This is a genomic window from Limnohabitans sp. (genome assembly GCF_044361985.1).
GTDB lineage: Bacteria > Pseudomonadota > Gammaproteobacteria > Burkholderiales > Burkholderiaceae_C > Limnohabitans_A.
Genome location: NZ_JBIKHV010000047.1, coordinates 1 through 19543 on the forward strand (window position 1 = coordinate 1; position 19543 = coordinate 19543).

Below are 19543 nucleotides of genomic sequence, written 5' to 3' on the forward strand. Positions count from 1 at the left end.
TGCTGGTGCGCACGGCGATCACCAACGACGGCACAAGCGACAACAACGAGACCTTCAAGCTGGCAGCGACCAACACGGGAGGAACGGTTAGCACTGGCGGCGTGGCGACGATCAAAGACGACGGCACGGACACCATCTTCAAGAACGACGGCACGGACGACACGACAGTCGTCCGCGACGATGACCGCGCTTTGAGCGTCAACAGCATCACCGTGAACGAGGCCTCGCCTTACGGTGTGTTCGAGGTCACGGGCGCGGCCAACCAGCTGACCAGCCTGGCCTTGGCATTGGGCACCAGTAATCCGGCCACAGCGGGTGGCACGGACTACAGCTTGGCCAGCGGCAGCGGCCTGAGCTACTCGACGGACAGCGGCGCGAACTGGACGAGCTACACCGGCGGCAACGTGGCGCTTGATGCCAGCGGGAAGTTGCTGGTGCGCACGGCGATCACCAACGACGGCACAAGCGACAACAACGAGACCTTCAAGCTGGCAGCGACCAACACGGGAGGAACGGTTAGCACTGGCGGCGTGGCGACGATCAAAGACGACGGCACAGGCACGATCTTTAAGAACGACGGCACGGACGACACGACAGTCGTTCGCGACGATGACCGCCCCTTCACCGTCACCGGCGGCAACTACAACGAAAACTCACCCCGTGCAGTCTTTACTGTCAATGCCAACCCCGGCCAGCTGCTCACGCTGGATGTGCAAAACGATGCAGAACCCGGCAAAGCGCCGACGGGTGACAACGAGGGCAAGCCCAATGACTCGCTGGACATTGCGCCCATTTATTACTCACTGGATGGCGGAGCCACCTGGCAGTTGTACACAGGTCCCGTGAGGGCGGGTGCTGTACCGGTGTTGGTGGCCATCGACATCACCAATGAGCGAGATAATTTTTATGAGGGTGAAGAGCAGCTCAAGTTGGTGGTGGCCTCTGGTGGTCATTCGGCCTCGGGCTTTTCGTCCATCTTTGACGACGGCACGGGCACGGTCACCTCGCCGATCACAGCGCTGACCACCAACGACACGGGTGCAAACGATCCGAGTGTGAGCAAAGACGATGACCGCCCCAAGTCTGCGCCTGATAAGTCGACAAAAGAAGCGCTTACCACCAAGTCAACAGCCACAACGGACTCATCAACCGAACAGTCTGCGCCAGCGACACGGGCTTTCAGTTCCGAGGTTCAGCCCCTGGCACCCCGTTTGGTGCCCGTTGAGGCCCCAGTGCCGATCGGCGATGTGTTGACCAGTTCGTCGGGCTTTCGCGTGGCGGTCAATGAAACGGCATCGCCTGGTTTGGCGCTCAACCGTGGCGTCACGGACCAGTTTGTTGAGGGCAATGGCAGTTCTTCCAAGGTGTCGTTGCCGTTCGACGCGTTCATCCACTCCAACAAGGATGCGGTGATCAAGCTGGATGCCAAGCTGGCAGACAACTCACCACTGCCCGCTTGGGTGCGCTTTGACCCGGCCACAGGCTCGTTTGAGGTGAACCCACCCAAGGACTTCAAGGGCAAGCTGGATCTGAAAGTGATCGCGATGGATGACGACAGCCGTGAGGCTGTGGCCCTGTTCCAGTTGTTTGTGGGTGACAAGCCCGCTGAACAAAAGCCGCAAAGCCGCAACAGCTTGACTGAAAAGCTGCGTTTGGCAGGGCAGCAGCGCCCCATCACCCTCATCAAACTGGGCGGTGAGGTGACGAAACCTGCCCCGACCCGTGAAGTGTCTGTGCGTGCCGTAGAAGCGCCAAAGGCCACGGCTGGATGAGCAATACCACGGTGGCGGTGACCGATGCTTGGGAGTCGTTGGCGCAAGTCTGGACCCTTTCACGTCGAGCGCGGCAGGCCGCCTCTGACCGTGAGTTGGCGTTCATGCTGGTCAACGAAACACAGGGTTTGGCGCCTTATCGCCAGGCCGCCTTGTGGTTGCAGCAAGAGGGTGCTTACAGCTTGTCGGGGGTGGTGCAAATCGAGGCCAATGCGCCTTATGTGTTGTGGTTCGAGGCTGTCTGCGCTCACCTGACATCGCAATCTGGGGAGCCGAGTACCACGCTGACCTCGGTCGATTTACCGCCCCATTTGGCTCAGGAATGGGCGCAGTGGTGGCCAACGCACGCCCTGTGGCTGCGCATGGACCGGCCGGGCAGTTCGGGTGGCCTGATGCTGTTGCGGGACGAGCCCTGGCACGACGCCGAGTTGTCTGTGTTGCGTGAGTGGGTGGATGCGTGGTGGCACGCTTTCGAGGCCAAGCACAGCCCCCGCTTGAGAACACTGCAAGCCTGGAGCGCACGTTTTCGCCGTGTTTTTGAGCGCCAGCCCGGCAAGTCCTGGTGGCAGCAAAACACCCTTCGCGTGGCGGTTTTGCTGTTGCTGGTGTTGTTGTTTCCGGTGCGCATGTCGGTGTTGGCGCCCGGTGAGTTGGTGCCTGCGCACCCCATGATCATGCGGGCACCGCTAGATGGGGTGATCGATGTCTTTCACGTGCAACCCAACCAGACCGTGCAAGCCGGTCAGCCCTTGTTTGGTTTTGACGAAGTCGTGATTCAGGCGCGGTTGGATGTGGCGCTGCAATCATTGGCCACGGCCAAAACCGATTACCGCCAGACCTCGCAGATGGCGTTGGTCGATGTCAAGTCTAAAAGCCAGCTGGCCCTGCTGCTGGGCAAGGTGGACGAAAAACGCGCCGAGACCAAGTACCTGAACGAGCAACTGCAACGCGCCCGTGTGCTGTCACCACAAGCGGGTGTGGTGTTGATGGACGACACAGCCGAATGGATGGGCAAGCCGGTGGCGGTGGGCGAGCGCATTCTCCGCATTGCCGCCTTGGACGATGTCGAGGTCGAGGCCTGGTTGCCCTTGGCCGATGCGATCGAGTTGCAGCCGGGCGCCCCGATCAGCCTGTACTTGAGTGCGAGCCCTTTGTCCCCGGTTTCGGCCACACTGCGCTACTTGGCCCACGATGCCGTGCAGCGCCCAGACGGCAACTTTGCTTACCGTGTGCGTGCCAGCCTGACCGATAAAACCAGCCACCGCGTAGGGCTCAAGGGCACGGTCAAAATTCAAGGCGATTGGGTTCCCCTGAGCTTTTGGGTGATGCGGCGTCCGCTGGCCACTGCGCGTGCTTACCTGGGGCTTTGAGCACCATGGCCTTGCCACGTTTGCGCGACGAACTGGATTTGCTGCCAGGCCCCAGCCTGGCCGATGGCCAGCCAAGCTGGACCTTGCACGATCCGGTGCGGCACCAGTTTTACAGAATTGATTGGCCCACGTTTGAAGTGCTGCAGCGCTGGGACCTGAATGACCCGCAGGCGATTGCTGACGCGGTATCGCAGGCCACCACCTTGGCCTTGTCTGCCGAGGATGTGGTGGCTGTGGTCGAGTTTCTGGGGCTGCATCAACTGGTGCAACCTGAAGGCGCCGATGCCCCCGCCAAGATGGCAGCGCGCTTGGCCCAGATGCAGGGCAGCCCGATGAACTGGTTGCTGCACCATTATTTGTTTTTTAGGGTGCCCCTGGTCAGGCCGGATGCCTGGCTCGGCCGGTGGCTGCCTGTGGCCAATTTGTTTTTTACACGCAGTTTTGCCTGGATGACGGCGGTCGCCTTGCTGTGGGGTTTGTCGCATGTGGTGCGCCGCTGGGAGAGCTTCAGCGCTTCGCTGGTGGACACCTTCAACCTGGATGGCTTGCTGGCTTATGGCGCAGCCTTGTTTTTGGTCAAGCTCTTGCACGAGCTGGGCCATGCCTTCACCGCCAAGCGGTTTGGCTGTCGGGTGCCGGCGATGGGCATTGCGTTTTTGGTGATGTGGCCGGTGGCCTACACCGACACCAATGAAACCTGGCGCTTGACCGACCGCATGCAGCGCCTGAAGGTGGCATCGGCGGGCATCCTCACCGAATTGGTGATCGCAGCGTGGGCCACCCTGGCCTGGGCCCTGTTTCCTGAGGGGGGGGTCAAGTCGGCGGCCTTTGTGTTGGCCACCACCAGCTGGGTCGCCACACTGGCCATCAACGCCAGCCCCTTCATGCGCTTTGACGGTTATTTCATCTTGATGGATGCCCTGGACATGCCCAACCTGCATGGGCGCAGTTTTGCCATGGCCCGCTGGAAGCTGCGGGAATGGTTGTTTGGCCTGGGCGATGCGCCACCGGAGTATTTCAAGCCCCTGCAGGCCAAGGCCTTGATTGCATTTGCATTTAGCACTTGGTTGTACCGATTGGTGCTGTTCCTGGGCATTGCGTTGTTGGTGTATTTCTATTTTTTCAAAGTCCTGGGCATCTTTTTGTTTCTGGTCGAGATCGTTTGGTTTGTCTGGTTCCCGATCCGCTCTGAGCTCAAGGTCTGGAAGGCGCGTTGGGCGGATATTCGCCAGCAACCGAAGTCTCGGCAAAGTGTCTGGGTGGTCTTGTTGGCGCTGGTGCTCATGCTGGTTCCGTGGCCTGGTCGGGTCACAGCCAGCGCGCTGCTGCGCCCCGCTGAACAATGGCCCGTGTTTGCACCTTCCGGTGCACGGATTGAGGCATTGCCCTTCAAGGAAGGTGCCAGTGTGGCTGAGGGCGATTTGGTCATGTCGCTGTATGTGCCGGACTTGGTGGTCAAGCGTGCCGCTTTGCAGGCCCGCCTGGATCAGCAACGCTGGCAGGCAGCCGCCTCAGGGCTGGATGAAGAATCGCGCAAGCGCCTGTTGGTCAACCAGCAAAGCCTGCAGACCGCTCGCGCGGAACTGGCCGGGGTGGATGCCGAGGCTTTGCAATTTGCACCACGCGCGCCCTATGCTGGAACGCTGAAAGACGTGAACCCTGATTTGCAACTAGGGCAGTGGGTTTCGCGCAAAGAAAAACTGGGCACCTTGATCAAGGCCAACAGCCCTTGGCTGGTGGAGACCTGGCTGGACGAAGACGCCGTGCAGCGCGTGCGTGTGGGCGATGCGGCCTATTTTTACAAAGACAGTGCCAGCGGGGCCATGTTGCGCTTGACGGTGACATCGGTCGATCAGGACGCTTCCAGGGTCTTGCCCAAACCGGAGCTGGCGGCCCAGTGGGGGGGCCACGTGCTGTCACGGGACAAGAACAACCAGCTCATTCCTGAGCGGGCCATTTACCGTGTGAGCCTGAAAATCGAGGATGCAGACCGGCTGCACTTTGAGCAGTCAGCCCGTGGGCACATCACCCTGCACGCCAGTTGGGAGGCGCCTGCATCACGCTATTTCCGACAGGCTGTGTCGGTGTTGATGCAAGAGTCCGGGTTTTGAAAATCAGGCGCTTAAAACGGTGCGTCTTTCGATGCTGAAGTCAGGGCTGGGTCCGCGGTGACCTCGGCCTCATGGCCGCCTTCACTGGCTGCGCTGCGCTCACGGCTCAGGGTCTCGACTGCGGCCTGCACGGCGGTTTTGTCGGCCACGCTGGCAAATTTGCTGAACTTGCCCAGAATGCTGACCAACTGGCCATAAATGCGGGGGGCACCGGCCAGGCATTCTTTTTGTTCCAGAAAATCGGACTCGCCCGTGAAGTTGCCGATCAGGCCACCGGCTTCGGTGACCAGCAGTGAGCCCGCAGCCACGTCCCAGGGGGACAGGCCTGTTTCGAAAAATCCGTCGGTAAAGCCTGCGGCCACATAGGCCAGGTCGAGGGCGGCTGAGCCTGGGCGGCGCAGACCTGCGGTGCGTTGCATCACATCGCCCATCATGCGCAGGTACTGGTTGAAGTTGTCGCCCTTGCGGAAGGGGAAACCGGTGGAAATAATGCATTCCTGCAGCCGAATGCGCTTGCTCACGCGCAGGCGGCGGTCGTTCATGAACGCGCCGCGGCCTTTGGTCGCGGTGAACAGGTCGTTGCGGGTGGGGTCGTAAATGACGGCTTGCTCGATCTTGCCGCGCACTTGCAGGGCAATGCTCACGCAATAAACCGGAAAGCCATGGATGAAGTTGGTGGTGCCGTCCAGCGGGTCGATGATCCAGATGTGGTCAGCGAGCGGGTTGCCGAATGCGCGGCCCGACTCTTCGGCCAGGATGCCGTGGTCGGGGTAGGCCGTGAGCAGGGTCTCGATGATGATTTTTTCGCTCGCGTGGTCCACTTCGGTGACGAAATCGTTGACTTGCTTTTGCGAGATGCGAACCGCTTCAACGTCGAGCGCGGCGCGGTTGATGATGGCGCCAGCGGCGCGCGCAGCCTTGACGGCCACGTTGAGCATGGGGTGGAGATTGGACGACATAAATTGTGTGAAGAACCAGACGGACCGCCGCACGATCACGGTGGCGAAGGGCGCATTTTCTCATGAAAACCAAAGCAAGCCCTCAGGCTTGTGTCACAAGCTTTGGCGTTCACGCAGCCACTCGGGCGATCGGCGCGTGTCGAGCACGGCCAATACGGTGACTTGTGCGCCTTCCAGCAGATAGTAGATGGCAAATGGAAAGCGGTTCCCCAAACTTCGAAACGCGGGCCCGGTTTGGGTTTTCACATGAACCCCGGCACTGATTAGGAGGGCATCAATATCAGCGTACAAGCTGTTCAAGAAATAAGCGCCTATGCCAGCTTGCTGGTTTTCGTAGAACCAGTAACCCGCCAGCAAGTCATCTTGTGCAGCTTGAGTGATCGCAATGGAATCGCAGCCATTCATGGCTTGGGTCGCTCAGTGGCTTGGGGATTGACGAGTCAGTGCGCTCAAGCGTTCTTTGGCTTCAGACCAAGGCAAACTCGTTTCCTGGCCGGATTTCAGCCGATCCAACCTCGAAGAAAGAACCTGTTGGTGCCATGGTGGAATCAGGTCTTCAGAAGGTTTTTGGGACAAGGATTGCCACAAGATTTCCATGGCCAGCAAGCTTTCCGCTTTTGGCAAGTCTTTCAGGTGGTCAAATTTCATGGGTTCTCCTACAAGTCGGTGGGACTGGATAAGTTTAGCAAAATGAGCCTCAAAAGGGCGCACATGAGTGAGTGCATGGGAGCATGGACAATCGGGGTATGAAAACGCGATTCATCTTGATAGAGACCAGCCACGCTGGCAATGTGGGCGCCGCTGCCCGAGCCATGAAAGTCATGGGCTTTGACGACCTGGTGCTGGTGGCCCCGCGCTGGCCGAATGTGCTGCGCAAGGAAGAAACCATTCAGCGGGCCAGCGGGGCCAATGACGTGCTGGCCAAGGCCCGCGTGGTGCCAACGCTCGACGAAGCGCTGAACGGTGTGACCCATTTGTGCGCCACAGCCATGACACCGCGCGACTTTGGCCCGCCCACCCGCACGCCGCGTGAGCATTTTGCCGAGTTGACCCAAGCCGGTGCACCTGAGCACTGCGTGGCATTCTTATTTGGTTGCGAGCGCTTTGGCATGAAAAACGAAGACGTTTACCGCTGCCATGTGGCGCTGTCGATTCCGACCAACCCCCAGTTTGGTTCGCTCAACCTGGGCTCCGCCATTCAAGTGCTGGCCTATGACTGGCGCGTGGCCTTGGGCGGGTTTCCGTTGCAGAACGTGATCGCACCGGCCGACAAGGCCGATGCGCAACAGGTCGCGGGCATGCTGAGCCACTGGCAGCAGGCATTGACCGACCTGGGTTTCTTGGACCCTGCAGCGCCTAAAAAACTGATGCCCCGCCTGAACCAGTTGTTCAACCGGGCCGACCTGAGCCCCGAAGAAATCCACATCCTGCGCGGGGTGGCAAAAGCCATGATCCAGACGGCCAGCGCCAAGCGATAGACTCGGTGCTTATGTTTTCTCGCCTCCGCTCCGATATCCAATGCATCCTCGACCGCGACCCCGCCGCGCGCACCGCTTGGGAGGTCCTGACCTGTTACCCGGGTCTGCACGCTTTGGTGCTGCACCGCCGGGCGCATTGGTGCTGGCATCACGGGTTCAAGTGGCTGGGGCGCTTTATTTCGCATGTGTCGCGGGCTTTGACCGGCATCGAAATTCACCCCGGCGCCAAAATCGGGCAGCGCGTTTTCTTTGACCACGCCATGGGTGTGGTGGTGGGTGAGACGGCAGAAATCGGCGATGGCTGCACGATTTATCAGGGTGTCACGCTGGGCGGTACATCGCTCTACAAAGGGGCCAAGCGGCACCCGACACTGGGCCGCGATGTGGTGGTCAGTGCTGGCGCCAAGGTGCTGGGCGGCTTCGAGGTGGGCGATGGGGCCAAGATCGGCAGCAATGCCGTGGTGATCAAACCCGTGCCCGCCGGGGCCACGGCGGTGGGCATTCCTGCCCGGATCATCCTGTCCAAGGCCGGTGAGAGTGCGGATGTGGCGGGCACCGAGCGCAAGTTCAGCGCCTATGGCATCACGCAAGACGATGACCCGGTCAGCCAGGCTTTGCGGGGCTTGATCGACAACGCTGCCGGGCATGAGCACCAGATTGCCATGATCTGGCAAGCCCTTGAGCAGTTGTGTGCCCAGCAGCAGGTGCAAATGCCCGGTGATGCCGCGACCCGCGAAACCTTTCAGGCGGCCCAGCTCAATCAGTTGCTGGACAAGTGAGGTTCACTGTACGGCTGCCAAGGCGGCGGCTGCCTTGAGCTCTCGCCATCTTTTGTCCAGGCTGCTGTAGCGCTGCAGCGCATCGGGATCTTCGCCGCTTTGATGTTGCACCAGCGCCTTGTTCTTGAGCTGTTGCAGCCGGTCAATCATCAACAAATTCAACAACCCGCGCAGCTCTTGTCGGGCTTCTTGCGGGTCGGGTGGGGTGGCGTCTTCGCTGCCGGCCACAGGGTTCAATTTGTCTTGCGACATCCAGTGCTGTGCCTCTTGTGCAAAGGGCTGGCTTTGCATCTCAGTTTGCAAAGTAGACCAACCCAACGCCCCTTGTTCGTGAAACTGCGATTCGAGCCAGGCAAACAAAGGCCCGTGGGGTGCCGGCAGGGCGCAGAGCATGGCGTGGTCTTCGCCAGCCAGCGTTTCCCAGAGTGCCATGTTCCCCAGCAGCAAGCGGGCTGCGTGGTCTGCCCGGCTGGCGGGCACGGTGCGGGGGCCGGTGTAAACCGGGGGCTGCTCGCGTTTGTAGCGGCTGTTGCCGAACTTGCTATTGGGTGTCCAGTTGGGGTTTTTGCGGGGCCAGTTGTTGCCTGAAGCCCCTGGGTTTGCATAGCCGCCTGGCGCGCCATAAGCCCCGTAGCCACCACCGGGCTCCGGGATTTGCCCGTGGCCGCCGGCCCCTGCCCAAGCAGAGGGCTCGCCGTAATGGGGCTCGTAGTTGGGGTATTCGTCGCTGCTGGCGGCGGCCTGGTTGAAGGCGCTTGGGGTATTTTGCGGCGAGGGCGCAGCGCTTCTGGCGCCGGGTGCAAAGCGCTGGTCGGTGGCCGCTTGTTGGCCCCACAGGCGCTCAAGGCCAGCCGTTTCGAGCTGAATCAGTTGGGCCAGCTCTGACAGCAGCTGTTGCTTGAGAGCGCCTTCGGGCAGCAGTTGCCATAAGGGCCGGGCCTGGCTGGACAAGCGCGCACGGCCTTCGGCGGTTTGCAGGTCGCAGTCGACGCTGGCCGCTTCGATCAAAAAGCGCGACAGCGGCATGGCCTGCTTGATTTGCTCGGCAAACGCGTCTTGGCCGAACGCGCGCACGTAGCTGTCGGGGTCGTGCTCGGCGGGCAAAAACAAAAACTTGATGCTGCGCACGTCGGTGGCGTAGGGCAGGGCGCCGTCGAGGGCCTTGCGCGCAGCGCGGCGACCTGCGCCATCGCCGTCAAAGCTGAAAACCACCGCATCGGTGAAGCGGAAAAGTTTTTGTACGTGGTCTGGGGTGCAGGCCGTGCCCAGTGTGGCCACGGCGTTGGCAAAGCCCAGTTGGGCCAGCGCCACCACGTCCATGTAGCCTTCGGTCACCAGCACATAGCCCGCGCTGTGCAGGGCTTCGCGGGCTTCATACAGGCCATACAACTCGCGGCCTTTGTGGAAGACTGGGGTTTCGGGCGAGTTCAAATATTTTGGGGTGCCGCTGCCGATCACCCGCCCACCAAAGCCGATGCACTCGCCCTTGATGTTGCGGATCGGGAACATGATGCGGTCGCGAAACCGGTCGTAGCGTTTGTCGTCTTCTTCATTGACGATGACCAGGCCCGACTCGGCCAACAAGGGGTCGTCGTATTTGGGAAAAATGCTGGCCAGAGAGCGCCAGCCTTCGGGGGCATAGCCCATGCCAAAGCGCTTGGCAATTTGCCCCGACAGGCCCCGGCCCTTCAGGTAGTCGACCGCGCGAGGCGTGATCTTGAGCTGATCGCGGTAGGCTTCGCCGGCTTTTTCCAGCACATCGCTCAGGCTGTCTTGCTTGGCCTTGGCAGCGGCGGCGCGGGCGCGGTCTTCGGGGGATTGTTGCTCTTCGGGCACTTGCATGCCGGTTTGCTGGGCCAGGTCTTTGACGGCTTCGACGAAGGTCATGCCCGCGTGCTCCATCAGAAAACCGATGGCATTGCCGTTTTTGCCGCAGCCAAAGCAGTGAAAAAACTGCTTGGTGGGGCTGACACTGAAGCTGGGAGATTTTTCGCCATGGAAAGGGCAAAGGCCCATGAAATTGGCGCCGCCTTTCTTGAGTTGCACGTATTTGCCCACGATGTCGACGACGTCGATGCGGGACAGCAACTCTTGAATAAAAGACTGGGGGATGGACATCGGGCTATTTTCGCTGATTGAGCGGGCTATTTTGGGCCGATGAAGGGACTTGTTTCGGTGCAAACCAGCATGGATTTCTGTCCAAGCTCAGGCAAACTGATCAGCATTGGACCCACAGACAAAACGGAACGCCTTCATGCAAGAAACCAAAGTCAGCATCTTCGACCAGGATTTGCCCCAGACCCTCGCCAACCACGCCCCGATTTCGCCCCTGAGTTTCATTGAGCGCACGGCCGAGGTCTACCCCACACGCCTGGCCATCCTGCATGGCGATCTGCGCCAGGACTGGGCAACGACTTACCGCCGTTGCCGCCAACTGGCCAGCGCCCTGACGCAAGCGGGCATTGGCAAGAACGACACGGTGGCCGTGATGTTGCCCAACACCCCGCCCATGGTCGAGGCGCACTTTGGCATTCCCATGGCCGGCGCGGTGCTGAATGCGCTCAACACCCGGCTGGACCCGGAGACCGTGGCCTTCATGCTCGACCACGGCGAGGCCAAGGCGGTGATCGTAGACCCGGAGTTTTCAGGGGTGATGCAAAAAGCCCTGGCGCTGCGCCAGTCCACACGGCCCTTGCTAGTGATCGATGTGGAGGACGCGCTTTACAAAGGCCCCAGCGAGGCCTTGGGCACGGTGAGTTACGAGGCTTTTGTGGGCGGGGGTGATGCTGCCTTTGCCTGGAGCCTGCCCGGCGACGAGTGGGATGCGATTGCGCTGAACTACACCAGCGGCACCACTGGCAACCCCAAGGGCGTGGTGTACCACCACCGGGGGGCCGCGACCAACGCGATTTCCAACATTCTGGAATGGGACATGCCCAAGCACGCCGCCTACCTGTGGACGCTGCCCATGTTCCATTGCAACGGCTGGTGCTTTCCGTGGACGGTGGCGGCGCGGGCGGGCGTGAATGTGTGTTTGCGCAAAGTCGATGCGCAGACCATTTTTGATGCCATGCGGCAGCATGGGGTCACGCATTACTGCGGTGCACCCATCGTGCACGGCCTGCTGGTCAACGCGCCAGCCGCCATGAAGGCCGGTGTGCCAACAGGCATCAAGGCCATGGTGGCGGGTGCTGCACCCCCTGCGTCGATGATCGAGGGGATGGAAGAGATGGGTTTTGATTTGACCCATGTCTATGGCCTGACCGAGGTGTATGGCCCTGCGACCGTTTGCCCCAAACACCCCGAGTGGGACGCCCTGCCCATTGGCGAGCGTGCCCGGCTGAACGCCCGTCAGGGTGTGCGCTACCACCTGGAGCGCGATGTGCGTGTGCTCAACCCCGAAACCATGCAACCCGTGCCGCAAGACGGCGAAACCATGGGCGAGATCATGTTCAAGGGCAACATCGCCATGAAGGGCTATCTGAAGAACCCCAAGGCCACGCAAGAGGCCTTTGCCGGGGGCTGGTTCCACAGTGGCGATCTGGCAGTGCAGTACCCCGATGGCTACATCAAGATCAAGGACCGCAGCAAGGACATCATCATCTCGGGCGGCGAGAACATTTCATCGATCGAGGTGGAAGATGTGCTCTACCGCCACCCCGCTGTGCTGGCAGCGGCCGTGGTGGCCAAGCCCGATGACCGCTGGGGCGAGACGCCCTGCGCCTTTGTGGAGTTGAAGGCCGACGCCCAGGTCACGGCTGAGCAGATCGTGGCGCACTGCAAGCTGCATTTGGCGGGCTTCAAGGTGCCGCGTGCGGTGGTGTTTGGGGAGTTGCCCAAGACCAGCACCGGCAAGATTCAGAAGTTCGAGTTGCGCAAGCAGGCGGGGTCGGCTGCCGCGATTGATGTGTGAAGTCTGGTGTTAAGCGTTTGATCGTTTGAGTATGGCGCTCAGGCGATGTCAAAGGCGTGCGTGCCAAAGTGGTCGGCACGGCGGTCGACGAAGTAGTGTTCCAGGGTTTCTTTCACCGTCCTGAAGGCCAGTTCGTCCCAGGGAATGTCGGCTTCGGTGAACAGGCGCGCTTCCATGGTTTCGTGGCCGGGGTCGAACACATCGCTCGTCAGCCTTGCGCGGTAGTAAAGGTGCACCTGGCCCACCCGGGGCACGCTCATCACGGTGAACAGGCCCTCCATGATGAACTGGGCACCGGCTTCTTCGGTGGTCTCGCGGGCGGCGCCCTCGGAGGCGGACTCGCCCAGTTCCATGAAGCCAGCAGGCAGTGTCCATTTGCCTTTGCGGGGCTCGATGTTGCGCTTGCACAGCAGTATCCGGTCGCCCCAGTGGGGCACAGTGCCCACCACGTTCAGCGGGTTTTCGTAGTGCACGGTGTTGCAGGCGGTGCAGATGGCCCGTTGTTTGGTGTCGCCATCGTCAGGCAAGCGGTAAGCCACTGCCGCTCCGCAATCGCGGCAATGGCGAATGGCTTCTCGTTTGTACATGGTCAGGCGAATATTTTCAAAGCCACCAGTGTAATGCTGGGGAAGAAAACAATCGCTGTGATGCGCATCAAGTCTGAAATCAGGAAGGGAATGATGTATTTGAAGGTCTCTTTCATCGGCACGTCCTTGGCCATATTGCTGATGATGAAGACGTTCATGCCAACGGGGGGGGTGATCAGGCCGATCTCCACCACCATCAAGGCCACAATCCCAAACCAGATGGCTTTGGATTCCGCGTCGAGGCCCCAAACGTCGATGCCCATGATGATCGGGAAAAACATCGGCACGGTCAGCAAGATCATGGACAGACTGTCCATGATGCAGCCCAGCACCAAATAAATGGCAATGATCGTGAACACCACCATCAGTGGGTGCAAGTTCATGCCAACGACCCATTTAGCCAATTCGGTATTGACCTGCGTCAGCGCCAAAAACACGTTCAGCACATCGGCGCCCAGCAAGATCAGGAAAATCATGCCTGTAGCACCTGCAGCGCCGTACATGCATTCCAAAAAGCCTTTCCCCTTGAGGCCACCCGATGTCCAGGCCACAAACCCGGTAGCAATGGTGCCGATCGATGCGGCTTCTGTGGGGGTAAACAGGCCACCGTAAATACCGCCAATCACCACGGCAAAGATCAGTAAAACGGGCCAGGTTTCGGCCAGGGCTTGCAGACGCTGGCTCCAGGAGTAACGGTCACCACGGGGCGCTTCTTCAGGCCTGACGCGGGCAATGATGCCGATCACTACCATGTAGCCAATGGCAGCAATGATTCCGGGAATGAATGCAGCGAGAAATAATTTGGCGATGTTTTGTTCGGTAATGATCGCGTAGATGACCAAAGGCACGGATGGGGGAATCAAGATGCCCAATGTGCCGCCGGCGGCGATCACTGCGGTCGACAAACGGGGTGAATAATTGTGTGCCTTGAGTTCAGGCAAAGCCACTTGGCCCATGGTGGCTGCCGTGGCCAGTGAAGAGCCACAGATGGCCCCAAATCCCGCGCATGAGGTGACAGCCGCCATGGCCATGCCGCCACGCCAGTGACCAATCATGGCATTGCCCGCTTTGAAAAGCGCCTTCGACAAACCGCCATGGGTGGCAAATTGCCCCATCAATAAAAACAAAGGAACAACCGACAGGTCGTAGACCGAAAAACGAGTGTAGGCCGCTGACTTGAAGTAATTGAGCAAGGGGTCCATGCCCGACAAGGCTACATAACCGATGGAGCCAGCCAGAAGCATGGCAATGCCAATGTGGACACGCAAAGCCAGCAGTGCGATCAGTCCAATGAAAACGATGCTGCCTAATTCAATACCGGTCATGACTGAATCTTTCTAAGGTCGGCACCGGCGGCATACATTGCCGTGATGAAAAGCAGTGCAAAGGATGGAACCATAGGGGCGTAGCTCCACCATGTGGGAATGTCGAGCAACATGGACGCTTCCATCGAATCCTTGAGTTCCCAAAGCCCTCGCCAAAGGCGCCATGTGATGGCTGCAGCAAATACGGCCAGGGCCAAGTTGGCCAACAAGTCCAATAGGGCGTTGAACTTTGCGTTGGCATGGGTTGTGAAGAAATCCACGATCACATGCCCACGTATCCAATGCGTATAGGGCAGGCTCAGGCTGACCGCCACTGCGCAAAAGGCTTGCACCAGTTCATAGTCGCCAACGATGGGGCTGCTGAAAACTGTGCGCCCAACGATGCTGAAAATCGACATGGCAGCCATCGCGGTCAGAACAAGGCCGGAGCAGATGGCAAAAAATTTGCAAACTGCCTCAATGACCCTGCCGGCAGGGCCTCTTGATTGAGAGGTATCGGTGACGATGAGTTCGGCCACAGTCATTCCTTGAGTTAAGCCAGGCCGTTTGAATGGCGAATCGAGAAAAAGGGCGGAGAAACTCCGCCCTTTTTTACTGGGGTTGAGCTGCTTACTTGGTGTATTGCTTGATCAAAGCAGTGGCACCGTCCAGCATGGCCTTGCCGTCCATACCTTTGGCTGTCATTTCCTTGACCCAAGCGTCGTCCAAAGAGTCAGTTGCTTTTTTCCAGTTTTCCAGTTCAGCCTTGGGGATGATGGTGATTTTCTGGTTTTTGGCATCCACAAACGCTTGCTTGCTGGGCACATCTTGACCGGCTTGGGTTTTGCCCAAGAAGGCCGAGAACTCACGGCCTGAGTTCTTGTCGATCACCGCCTTCAAATCGGCAGGCAAAGAGTCGTACTTGGCTTTGTTCATGGGCACCACGAACACGGTGGTGTACAGCGCGTTGTACGAGCGGTCTGTTTCTGCGGTGAAGTTGGTCAGCTCTTGCACTTTCAGGCCGGGCGCGACTTCGTAAGGAATCACCGCACCGTCGATCACACCTTTGGACAATGCTTCGGTCACTTGCGGCACGGGCATGGCCACGGGTGTTGCACCCATCATGGCGATCATTTTGTTGACCTGTCGTGTGGGCGCGCGCACTTTCAGGCCTTTCAAGTCGGCCATGGTGGCCACAGCCTTATTCTTGGTGTAAATGTTGCCCGGGCCGTGCACATGGACGGCCAACATCTTCACGTCTTTCATGTCGTCGGCAGCAAACTTTTGGGCGTAGTCCCAAGCGGCGCGGCTGGTGGCCTCGGCGTTGGTCATCATGAAGGGCAATTCGAACACTTCAAGTTTTTGCAGCTTGGCCGTGTAAGCCTGCAAAGTCCAAGCCACATCGACCACGCCATCACGCGTTTGATCGAACAGTTGCACAGGCGTGCCCCCCAACTGCATGGCTGGGAAGATTTGGCATTGCAGGCGGTCTTTGGAGTCGCGCGCAATGTTCTTGCACCATTCGCCCATCATGGTGGTGTGCTGGATGGACTGTGGGCCCAGAAAGTGGTGAACCTTCAGAGTGATGGTCTGGGCATTAACGCCAAAACCAAGGGCCATCAGGCCTGCGGCCAAGGCCGTTTGTTGCAGGAATTTCTTCATCGACTTGTCTCCATCATGGGTTGAAAAACGGGATGATAAACCAACCATGCGGTCGGTTAATGCATATAACGGGTCGAGTAGCGCTCGGAGTGGGGCGCAGTAAAGACCCCTTAGACGCAATTTATATGAATTATGTTGCAACTTCGGTTTTATTTTGTAGGGGTTAACCCGTTATTTTTGGGTGTTTGTGCACTTTTGTTCTTCGGCTAAAAGTGCTTTTTGGTCAGACCAGGACACCGTTGTGGCCTCTACCTTGCTCAAGAAATTTTAATTTTTAAGCTGCCCAGGCCCGCCAGCTCACCTACCAAGGTGTCCCCGGTGACTACGGCGGCCACACCTTCAGGCGTGCCCGTGTAGATCAGGTCGCCTGGTTGGAGTTCCCAGGCGGCCGACAGGTGTTCGATGGTTTCGGCCACGTTCCAGATGAGTTTGGCCACGTTGCTGCGCTGGCGGTCTGCACCGTTGACTTGCAGGCTGATCTCGGCATGGTTGACATCACCCGCTTGCGCAATGGGTGTGATGGGGCCGATCGGCGCCGAATGGTCAAAGGCTTTGCCAATGCACCAGGGACGACCTTGCTTTTTCATTTCGTTTTGCAGATCCCGGCGTGTCATGTCCAGCCCTACGGCATATCCGAAGATGTGTTGGGCCGCATCGGCTGCCTGGATGTTGCGCCCGCCTTTGCCAATGGCAACCACCAATTCGATCTCGTGGTGCAGGTTTTGCGTTAGGCTGGGGTAGGGCATTTGGCCGGTTTGGCCGGTTTCTACCACCACCAGGCTGTCGGTGGGTTTGAGAAAAAAGAAGGGAGGTTCACGGCCAGTGAACCCCATTTCCTTGGCGTGCTCTTCGTAATTGCGGCCCACGCAATAAATGCGGTGCACCGGAAAATGGTTCGGCTGGCCCACGACGGGTACTGAAACGGTGGGTGTGGGCGGGAAAACAAAACTCATGAATCACTTTCAGGGGGAGGCGAGTCGGGCAGCGTCAAAAAAACTTGCCAAGCGCACTTACTATAGGAGTGTGCGCCAGGACTGAGACTGGTGATAACCCTGCATTTAATGGAGAGACCCCCAAAATGAACCACGCCTTTGATTTTGCCGTCGCACCTGGGCACTTGATCAGGCGGGCGCATCAAATTTCTGTGGCACTGTTCAATGAACACCTTGCGACAGCCGGCGTCACACCGGTCCAGTTTGCGATATTGAACGCCTTGCTGGACTCCCCCGGTGTGGACCAGATCACCTTGGCCAAGCGTGTGGCTTTTGATCCGGCGACCTCTGGCTCGGTCATCGGACGCCTTGAAAGCAAGGGTTGGGTCGAGCGGTGCGCTGACAAGGTGGACCGCCGGCGCAAGTTACTGGTGCTGACCCCTCAGGGTTTACAGGCTTTGGCAGGCATGAAGTCAGCGGTGGCAGATGTGCAGGCGGAAATTTTGTCGCCGCTTGAGCCGCCAGAGCAAGCGCAGTTCATGCACTTGCTCAGCCGTTTGGTGGCAGGCCATCCTGTGCCTTGATGCCACTGACCAAGGTGTGCTTGAGGTCTGGTTTATGACGACTTGGTCGTCAGCTCGAAGTGCTCAACATGGGGTGGTACGGCAAAGAACGGGCCGACGATGGCACGCCATTGCGTGAAGAGCTCGGATTCACGGAAACCCACGGTGTGGTCTTCCAAGGTGTCCCAAAATATTTGCAGCACATAACGCTCTGGGCTTTCAATGCCACGGTTGACTTTGCCGCCCTGAAAACCTTTGGCTTTGCAAGCCACGGTGTTCAAGCCCAGTTCAATGGCTTTTTCAAATTCAGCTTGCTGTCCGGGATGGATGCGGATATCTGCGAGTTCGAGGATCATGGTGTGATGAAGATCAAAGTGAGTTGGCCCTCCACCTTAACGCATCGCGGGTTGGGCACCTTGCGGCTTTTTCCAGCACAGCTTGCAAGCCATCATTCAGGGAGACTTTGCCTGGGTTTGGGCAGGTCGGGAGGCGTGCCACACCATGACCGTGAAAAGCACCGACACCAAGGCCAGTGCGGCTGTACTGGTGATCCAGAAAGTGTCCACGCTGGCGCGCATGGGCCAGTCAGCCCACTCAATGCCTTGATAAGCCCACAAGTAGCCACCATACAGGCCCACTCCCCATAGCAATGCGGTGTAGATCAGCAAGGGCATTAACGTGATGCGGTAGCAGCGCAGCAAATACGCGCAAACAGCTTGCACCGCATCGGCCAGGTGGTACAGCGCTACCCAGCCCAGCCACACCGTGGCCGCTTGCACCACAAGCGGGTCGGTGCTGAACGCGTGGGCCAGGGTCTCGCGCCCCATGAACAATAGGGCCGCGCCCAACAGGGCCGCGCCAATGGCCAGGCCAATGCCCAGTGCGGCTGAGCGACGGGCTTTGCTGGCTTGCCCAGCCCCAAGCCAGTAGCCTGTGCGTGCGCTGCTGGCAATCCCCAAAGCCAGCGGGACCATGTACAAAACGGCGGCCAGGCTGGCTGCAATTTGGTGGCTGGCCAGGGCCACCGCGCCAAGGCGTGCAATGAACAAGGCCATCAAGGTGAACGATGTGACTTCCACCATGATGGACAAACCTGCGGGCACACCCAGCGCCAAGAAGCGCCTAATCACGGGCCAATCCGGTTGTTCGGGGCGCCGCCACAAGCGATAGGGTTGGTAGATATCTTGCGTGCGCAAAAGCCACAGGCCCGACAGCATCATGAGCGAGTTGACCATCAGCGTGGCCCAAGCGCAGCCCACCACACCCAGACCTGTAAAACCAGCCACACCAAAAGTCAAGGCAAAAGACAGCGGCACCTTGACCAGCAAGGCACCCGCCTGCAACCAGGTGACCAAGCGTGGATGGCCCAGACTTTGGTTGAGCGTTCCATACAAACGAAACAGCAAAGACGGCACCAAGGCGACAGCCAGAATGCGCAAATAAGCGCGCACATCGGGCCACAGTTCCTCGGGCACTTCGGTCGCTGACAGCCAAAGGTCTGGAAACCACAAACCACTGATGCCGATCACCGCCGCACCGCCTGCGATATAGAGCGCTTGCCGGACCGAGCGCCCCACCTCGGCCTGACGACCCCCGCCGTGCAGCTCGGCCCAAACGGGCAACAGGGCCTGAAGCAGCCCGTTCAGTGCGACATAAATACTGATGTAAATGGACGAGGCCAGGGCCAAGACTGCCAGTGCCTGAGGGCTGTAGCGTCCTGCGATCAAGGTGTCGGCAATGCCAAAAGACATCACAGCCAGTTGGCCCACCAGCACGGTGCCTGCGTGGCGGGCAATGATGCGCAGCTCTGACATGGCTTAGCGCACAGTCTCTTCGGAGCGTGCAGGCCGCGGATTTGGCGGGTTGACGGGTCGGAAAATCAGCAGGGTCTCGTTATTATCAGTGGGCCGTTTGACGGCGGCGTGTTCAACCCATCCCAGCAAGTGGATTTTGGCCGACAGCAAGGACAGGTTGGCCCTGTCGATTATCAGCCATGGGCAGTCGGTTTGGGGCGCTTGCATAGGCATCAGCCTGGCATGGCCGTGGTGCAACAAAGCCGTGCCTTGGGCCTTGCTGATGCCTGCATATTGAAAGCAAGTGTTCGGGTCTGTGA

18 protein-coding genes and 1 pseudogene are annotated in these 19543 nt (G+C 59.3%); 7 read left to right on the forward strand and 12 right to left on the reverse strand.

Going from position 1 to position 19543, the window contains the following annotated elements; genetic code table 11:
• From ACIQ3A_RS09335 to ACIQ3A_RS09345, 3 genes are all read left to right on the forward strand, one after another.
• Window positions 1-1772 (forward strand): hypothetical protein (locus tag ACIQ3A_RS09335; RefSeq protein WP_396431470.1); only part of this gene is annotated, 1772 nt, incomplete at its 5' end.
• Between the two features lie 674 nt (window positions 1773-2446).
• Entirely contained in the window at window positions 2447-3142 is a 696-nt protein-coding gene (locus tag ACIQ3A_RS09340) for an efflux RND transporter periplasmic adaptor subunit (protein ID WP_396431487.1), read from the forward strand.
• A 5-nt stretch (window positions 3143-3147) separates the two neighbouring features.
• Window positions 3148-5253: an HlyD family efflux transporter periplasmic adaptor subunit gene (locus ACIQ3A_RS09345; protein WP_396431471.1), complete on the forward strand. Its 2106-nt coding sequence runs from the start codon at window positions 3148-3150 to the stop codon at window positions 5251-5253.
• An 11-nt stretch (window positions 5254-5264) separates the two neighbouring features.
• Here the strand turns inward: ACIQ3A_RS09345 and ACIQ3A_RS09350 are convergent, their stop codons facing one another.
• The 3 genes from ACIQ3A_RS09350 to ACIQ3A_RS09360 form a co-directional block, all read right to left on the reverse strand.
• Complete coding sequence (locus ACIQ3A_RS09350) at window positions 5265-6212, reverse strand: inositol monophosphatase family protein (RefSeq protein ID WP_396431472.1); 948 nt, start codon at window positions 6210-6212, stop codon at window positions 5265-5267.
• A 93-nt stretch (window positions 6213-6305) separates the two neighbouring features.
• The gene (locus ACIQ3A_RS09355; RefSeq protein ID WP_396431473.1) at window positions 6306-6617 is read right to left on the reverse strand and encodes a hypothetical protein; all 312 of its coding nucleotides are present in this window, start codon (window positions 6615-6617) and stop codon (window positions 6306-6308) included.
• 12 nt (window positions 6618-6629) lie between these two features.
• A complete protein-coding gene (locus ACIQ3A_RS09360; RefSeq protein ID WP_396431474.1) occupies window positions 6630-6860 on the reverse strand; it encodes an addiction module protein in 231 nt (76 codons plus the stop codon).
• A gap of 98 nt (window positions 6861-6958) precedes the next feature.
• Between ACIQ3A_RS09360 and ACIQ3A_RS09365 the strand changes: the two genes are divergently transcribed.
• Together ACIQ3A_RS09365 and cysE are read left to right on the forward strand one after the other, a co-directional pair.
• A complete protein-coding gene (locus ACIQ3A_RS09365; RefSeq protein ID WP_396431475.1) occupies window positions 6959-7690 on the forward strand; it encodes an RNA methyltransferase in 732 nt (243 codons plus the stop codon).
• An 11-nt stretch (window positions 7691-7701) separates the two neighbouring features.
• Window positions 7702-8469: a serine O-acetyltransferase gene (gene cysE, locus ACIQ3A_RS09370; RefSeq protein ID WP_396431476.1), complete on the forward strand. Its 768-nt coding sequence runs from the start codon at window positions 7702-7704 to the stop codon at window positions 8467-8469.
• Between the two features lie 3 nt (window positions 8470-8472).
• Here cysE and dnaG read toward each other — a convergent pair whose 3' ends face one another.
• Window positions 8473-10587: a DNA primase gene (gene dnaG / locus ACIQ3A_RS09375; RefSeq protein ID WP_396431477.1), complete on the reverse strand. Its 2115-nt coding sequence runs from the start codon at window positions 10585-10587 to the stop codon at window positions 8473-8475.
• 136 nt (window positions 10588-10723) lie between these two features.
• On the opposite strand from dnaG, the gene ACIQ3A_RS09380 reads away from it, so the two are divergent.
• A complete protein-coding gene (locus tag ACIQ3A_RS09380) occupies window positions 10724-12382 on the forward strand; it encodes an acyl-CoA synthetase (protein WP_396431478.1) in 1659 nt (552 codons plus the stop codon).
• Between the two features lie 38 nt (window positions 12383-12420).
• Here the strand turns inward: ACIQ3A_RS09380 and ACIQ3A_RS09385 are convergent, their stop codons facing one another.
• From ACIQ3A_RS09385 to ACIQ3A_RS09405, 5 genes are all read right to left on the reverse strand, one after another.
• Window positions 12421-12969 (reverse strand): NUDIX hydrolase, encoded by a 549-nt coding sequence (locus ACIQ3A_RS09385; RefSeq protein WP_396431479.1) that lies wholly within the window; start codon window positions 12967-12969, stop codon window positions 12421-12423.
• A gap of 2 nt (window positions 12970-12971) precedes the next feature.
• Entirely contained in the window at window positions 12972-14294 is a 1323-nt protein-coding gene (locus ACIQ3A_RS09390) for a TRAP transporter large permease (RefSeq protein WP_396431480.1), read from the reverse strand.
• A complete protein-coding gene (locus ACIQ3A_RS09395) occupies window positions 14291-14692 on the reverse strand; it encodes a TRAP transporter small permease (protein ID WP_396431481.1) in 402 nt (133 codons plus the stop codon). Before ACIQ3A_RS09395 ends, ACIQ3A_RS09390 begins: the two co-directional genes overlap by 4 nt.
• Before the next feature lie 211 nt (window positions 14693-14903).
• Window positions 14904-15935 carry a TRAP transporter substrate-binding protein gene (locus ACIQ3A_RS09400; RefSeq protein WP_396431482.1) on the reverse strand — a complete coding sequence of 344 codons (1032 nt, stop codon included), beginning with the start codon at window positions 15933-15935 and terminating at the stop codon, window positions 14904-14906.
• A 257-nt stretch (window positions 15936-16192) separates the two neighbouring features.
• Window positions 16193-16888: a fumarylacetoacetate hydrolase family protein gene (locus ACIQ3A_RS09405; RefSeq protein WP_396431483.1), complete on the reverse strand. Its 696-nt coding sequence runs from the start codon at window positions 16886-16888 to the stop codon at window positions 16193-16195.
• A 125-nt stretch (window positions 16889-17013) separates the two neighbouring features.
• Here ACIQ3A_RS09405 and ACIQ3A_RS09410 point away from each other — a divergent pair, with 125 nt between their 5' ends.
• A complete protein-coding gene (locus tag ACIQ3A_RS09410) occupies window positions 17014-17451 on the forward strand; it encodes a MarR family winged helix-turn-helix transcriptional regulator (RefSeq protein ID WP_396431484.1) in 438 nt (145 codons plus the stop codon).
• Between the two features lie 32 nt (window positions 17452-17483).
• On the opposite strand, the gene ACIQ3A_RS09415 is transcribed toward ACIQ3A_RS09410, so the two are convergent.
• The 3 genes and pseudogenes from ACIQ3A_RS09415 to ACIQ3A_RS09425 all read right to left on the reverse strand — a co-directional run.
• Entirely contained in the window at window positions 17484-17786 is a 303-nt protein-coding gene (locus ACIQ3A_RS09415) for an antibiotic biosynthesis monooxygenase family protein (protein WP_396431485.1), read from the reverse strand.
• 96 nt (window positions 17787-17882) lie between these two features.
• Entirely contained in the window at window positions 17883-19244 is a 1362-nt protein-coding gene (locus ACIQ3A_RS09420; protein ID WP_396431486.1) for an MATE family efflux transporter, read from the reverse strand.
• A gap of 3 nt (window positions 19245-19247) precedes the next feature.
• A pseudogene (locus ACIQ3A_RS09425) lies at window positions 19248-19543 on the reverse strand (hypothetical protein); the annotation flags it as partial.

Coding starts and splice junctions, on each gene's coding strand:
- ACIQ3A_RS09340 (WP_396431487.1), top strand. CDS start 2,447: ATGCGGGCACCGCTAGATGGGGTGATCGATGTCTTTCACGTGCAACCC.
- ACIQ3A_RS09345 (WP_396431471.1), top strand. CDS start 3,148: ATGGCCTTGCCACGTTTGCGCGACGAACTGGATTTGCTGCCAGGCCCC.
- ACIQ3A_RS09350 (WP_396431472.1), bottom strand. CDS start 6,212: ATGTCGTCCAATCTCCACCCCATGCTCAACGTGGCCGTCAAGGCTGCG.
- ACIQ3A_RS09355 (WP_396431473.1), bottom strand. CDS start 6,617: ATGAATGGCTGCGATTCCATTGCGATCACTCAAGCTGCACAAGATGAC.
- ACIQ3A_RS09360 (WP_396431474.1), bottom strand. CDS start 6,860: ATGAAATTTGACCACCTGAAAGACTTGCCAAAAGCGGAAAGCTTGCTG.
- ACIQ3A_RS09365 (WP_396431475.1), top strand. CDS start 6,959: ATGAAAACGCGATTCATCTTGATAGAGACCAGCCACGCTGGCAATGTG.
- cysE (WP_396431476.1), top strand. CDS start 7,702: ATGTTTTCTCGCCTCCGCTCCGATATCCAATGCATCCTCGACCGCGAC.
- dnaG (WP_396431477.1), bottom strand. CDS start 10,587: ATGTCCATCCCCCAGTCTTTTATTCAAGAGTTGCTGTCCCGCATCGAC.
- ACIQ3A_RS09380 (WP_396431478.1), top strand. CDS start 10,724: ATGCAAGAAACCAAAGTCAGCATCTTCGACCAGGATTTGCCCCAGACC.
- ACIQ3A_RS09385 (WP_396431479.1), bottom strand. CDS start 12,969: ATGTACAAACGAGAAGCCATTCGCCATTGCCGCGATTGCGGAGCGGCA.
- ACIQ3A_RS09390 (WP_396431480.1), bottom strand. CDS start 14,294: ATGACCGGTATTGAATTAGGCAGCATCGTTTTCATTGGACTGATCGCA.
- ACIQ3A_RS09395 (WP_396431481.1), bottom strand. CDS start 14,692: ATGTCGATTTTCAGCATCGTTGGGCGCACAGTTTTCAGCAGCCCCATC.
- ACIQ3A_RS09400 (WP_396431482.1), bottom strand. CDS start 15,935: ATGAAGAAATTCCTGCAACAAACGGCCTTGGCCGCAGGCCTGATGGCC.
- ACIQ3A_RS09405 (WP_396431483.1), bottom strand. CDS start 16,888: ATGAGTTTTGTTTTCCCGCCCACACCCACCGTTTCAGTACCCGTCGTG.
- ACIQ3A_RS09410 (WP_396431484.1), top strand. CDS start 17,014: ATGAACCACGCCTTTGATTTTGCCGTCGCACCTGGGCACTTGATCAGG.
- ACIQ3A_RS09415 (WP_396431485.1), bottom strand. CDS start 17,786: ATGATCCTCGAACTCGCAGATATCCGCATCCATCCCGGACAGCAAGCT.
- ACIQ3A_RS09420 (WP_396431486.1), bottom strand. CDS start 19,244: ATGTCAGAGCTGCGCATCATTGCCCGCCACGCAGGCACCGTGCTGGTG.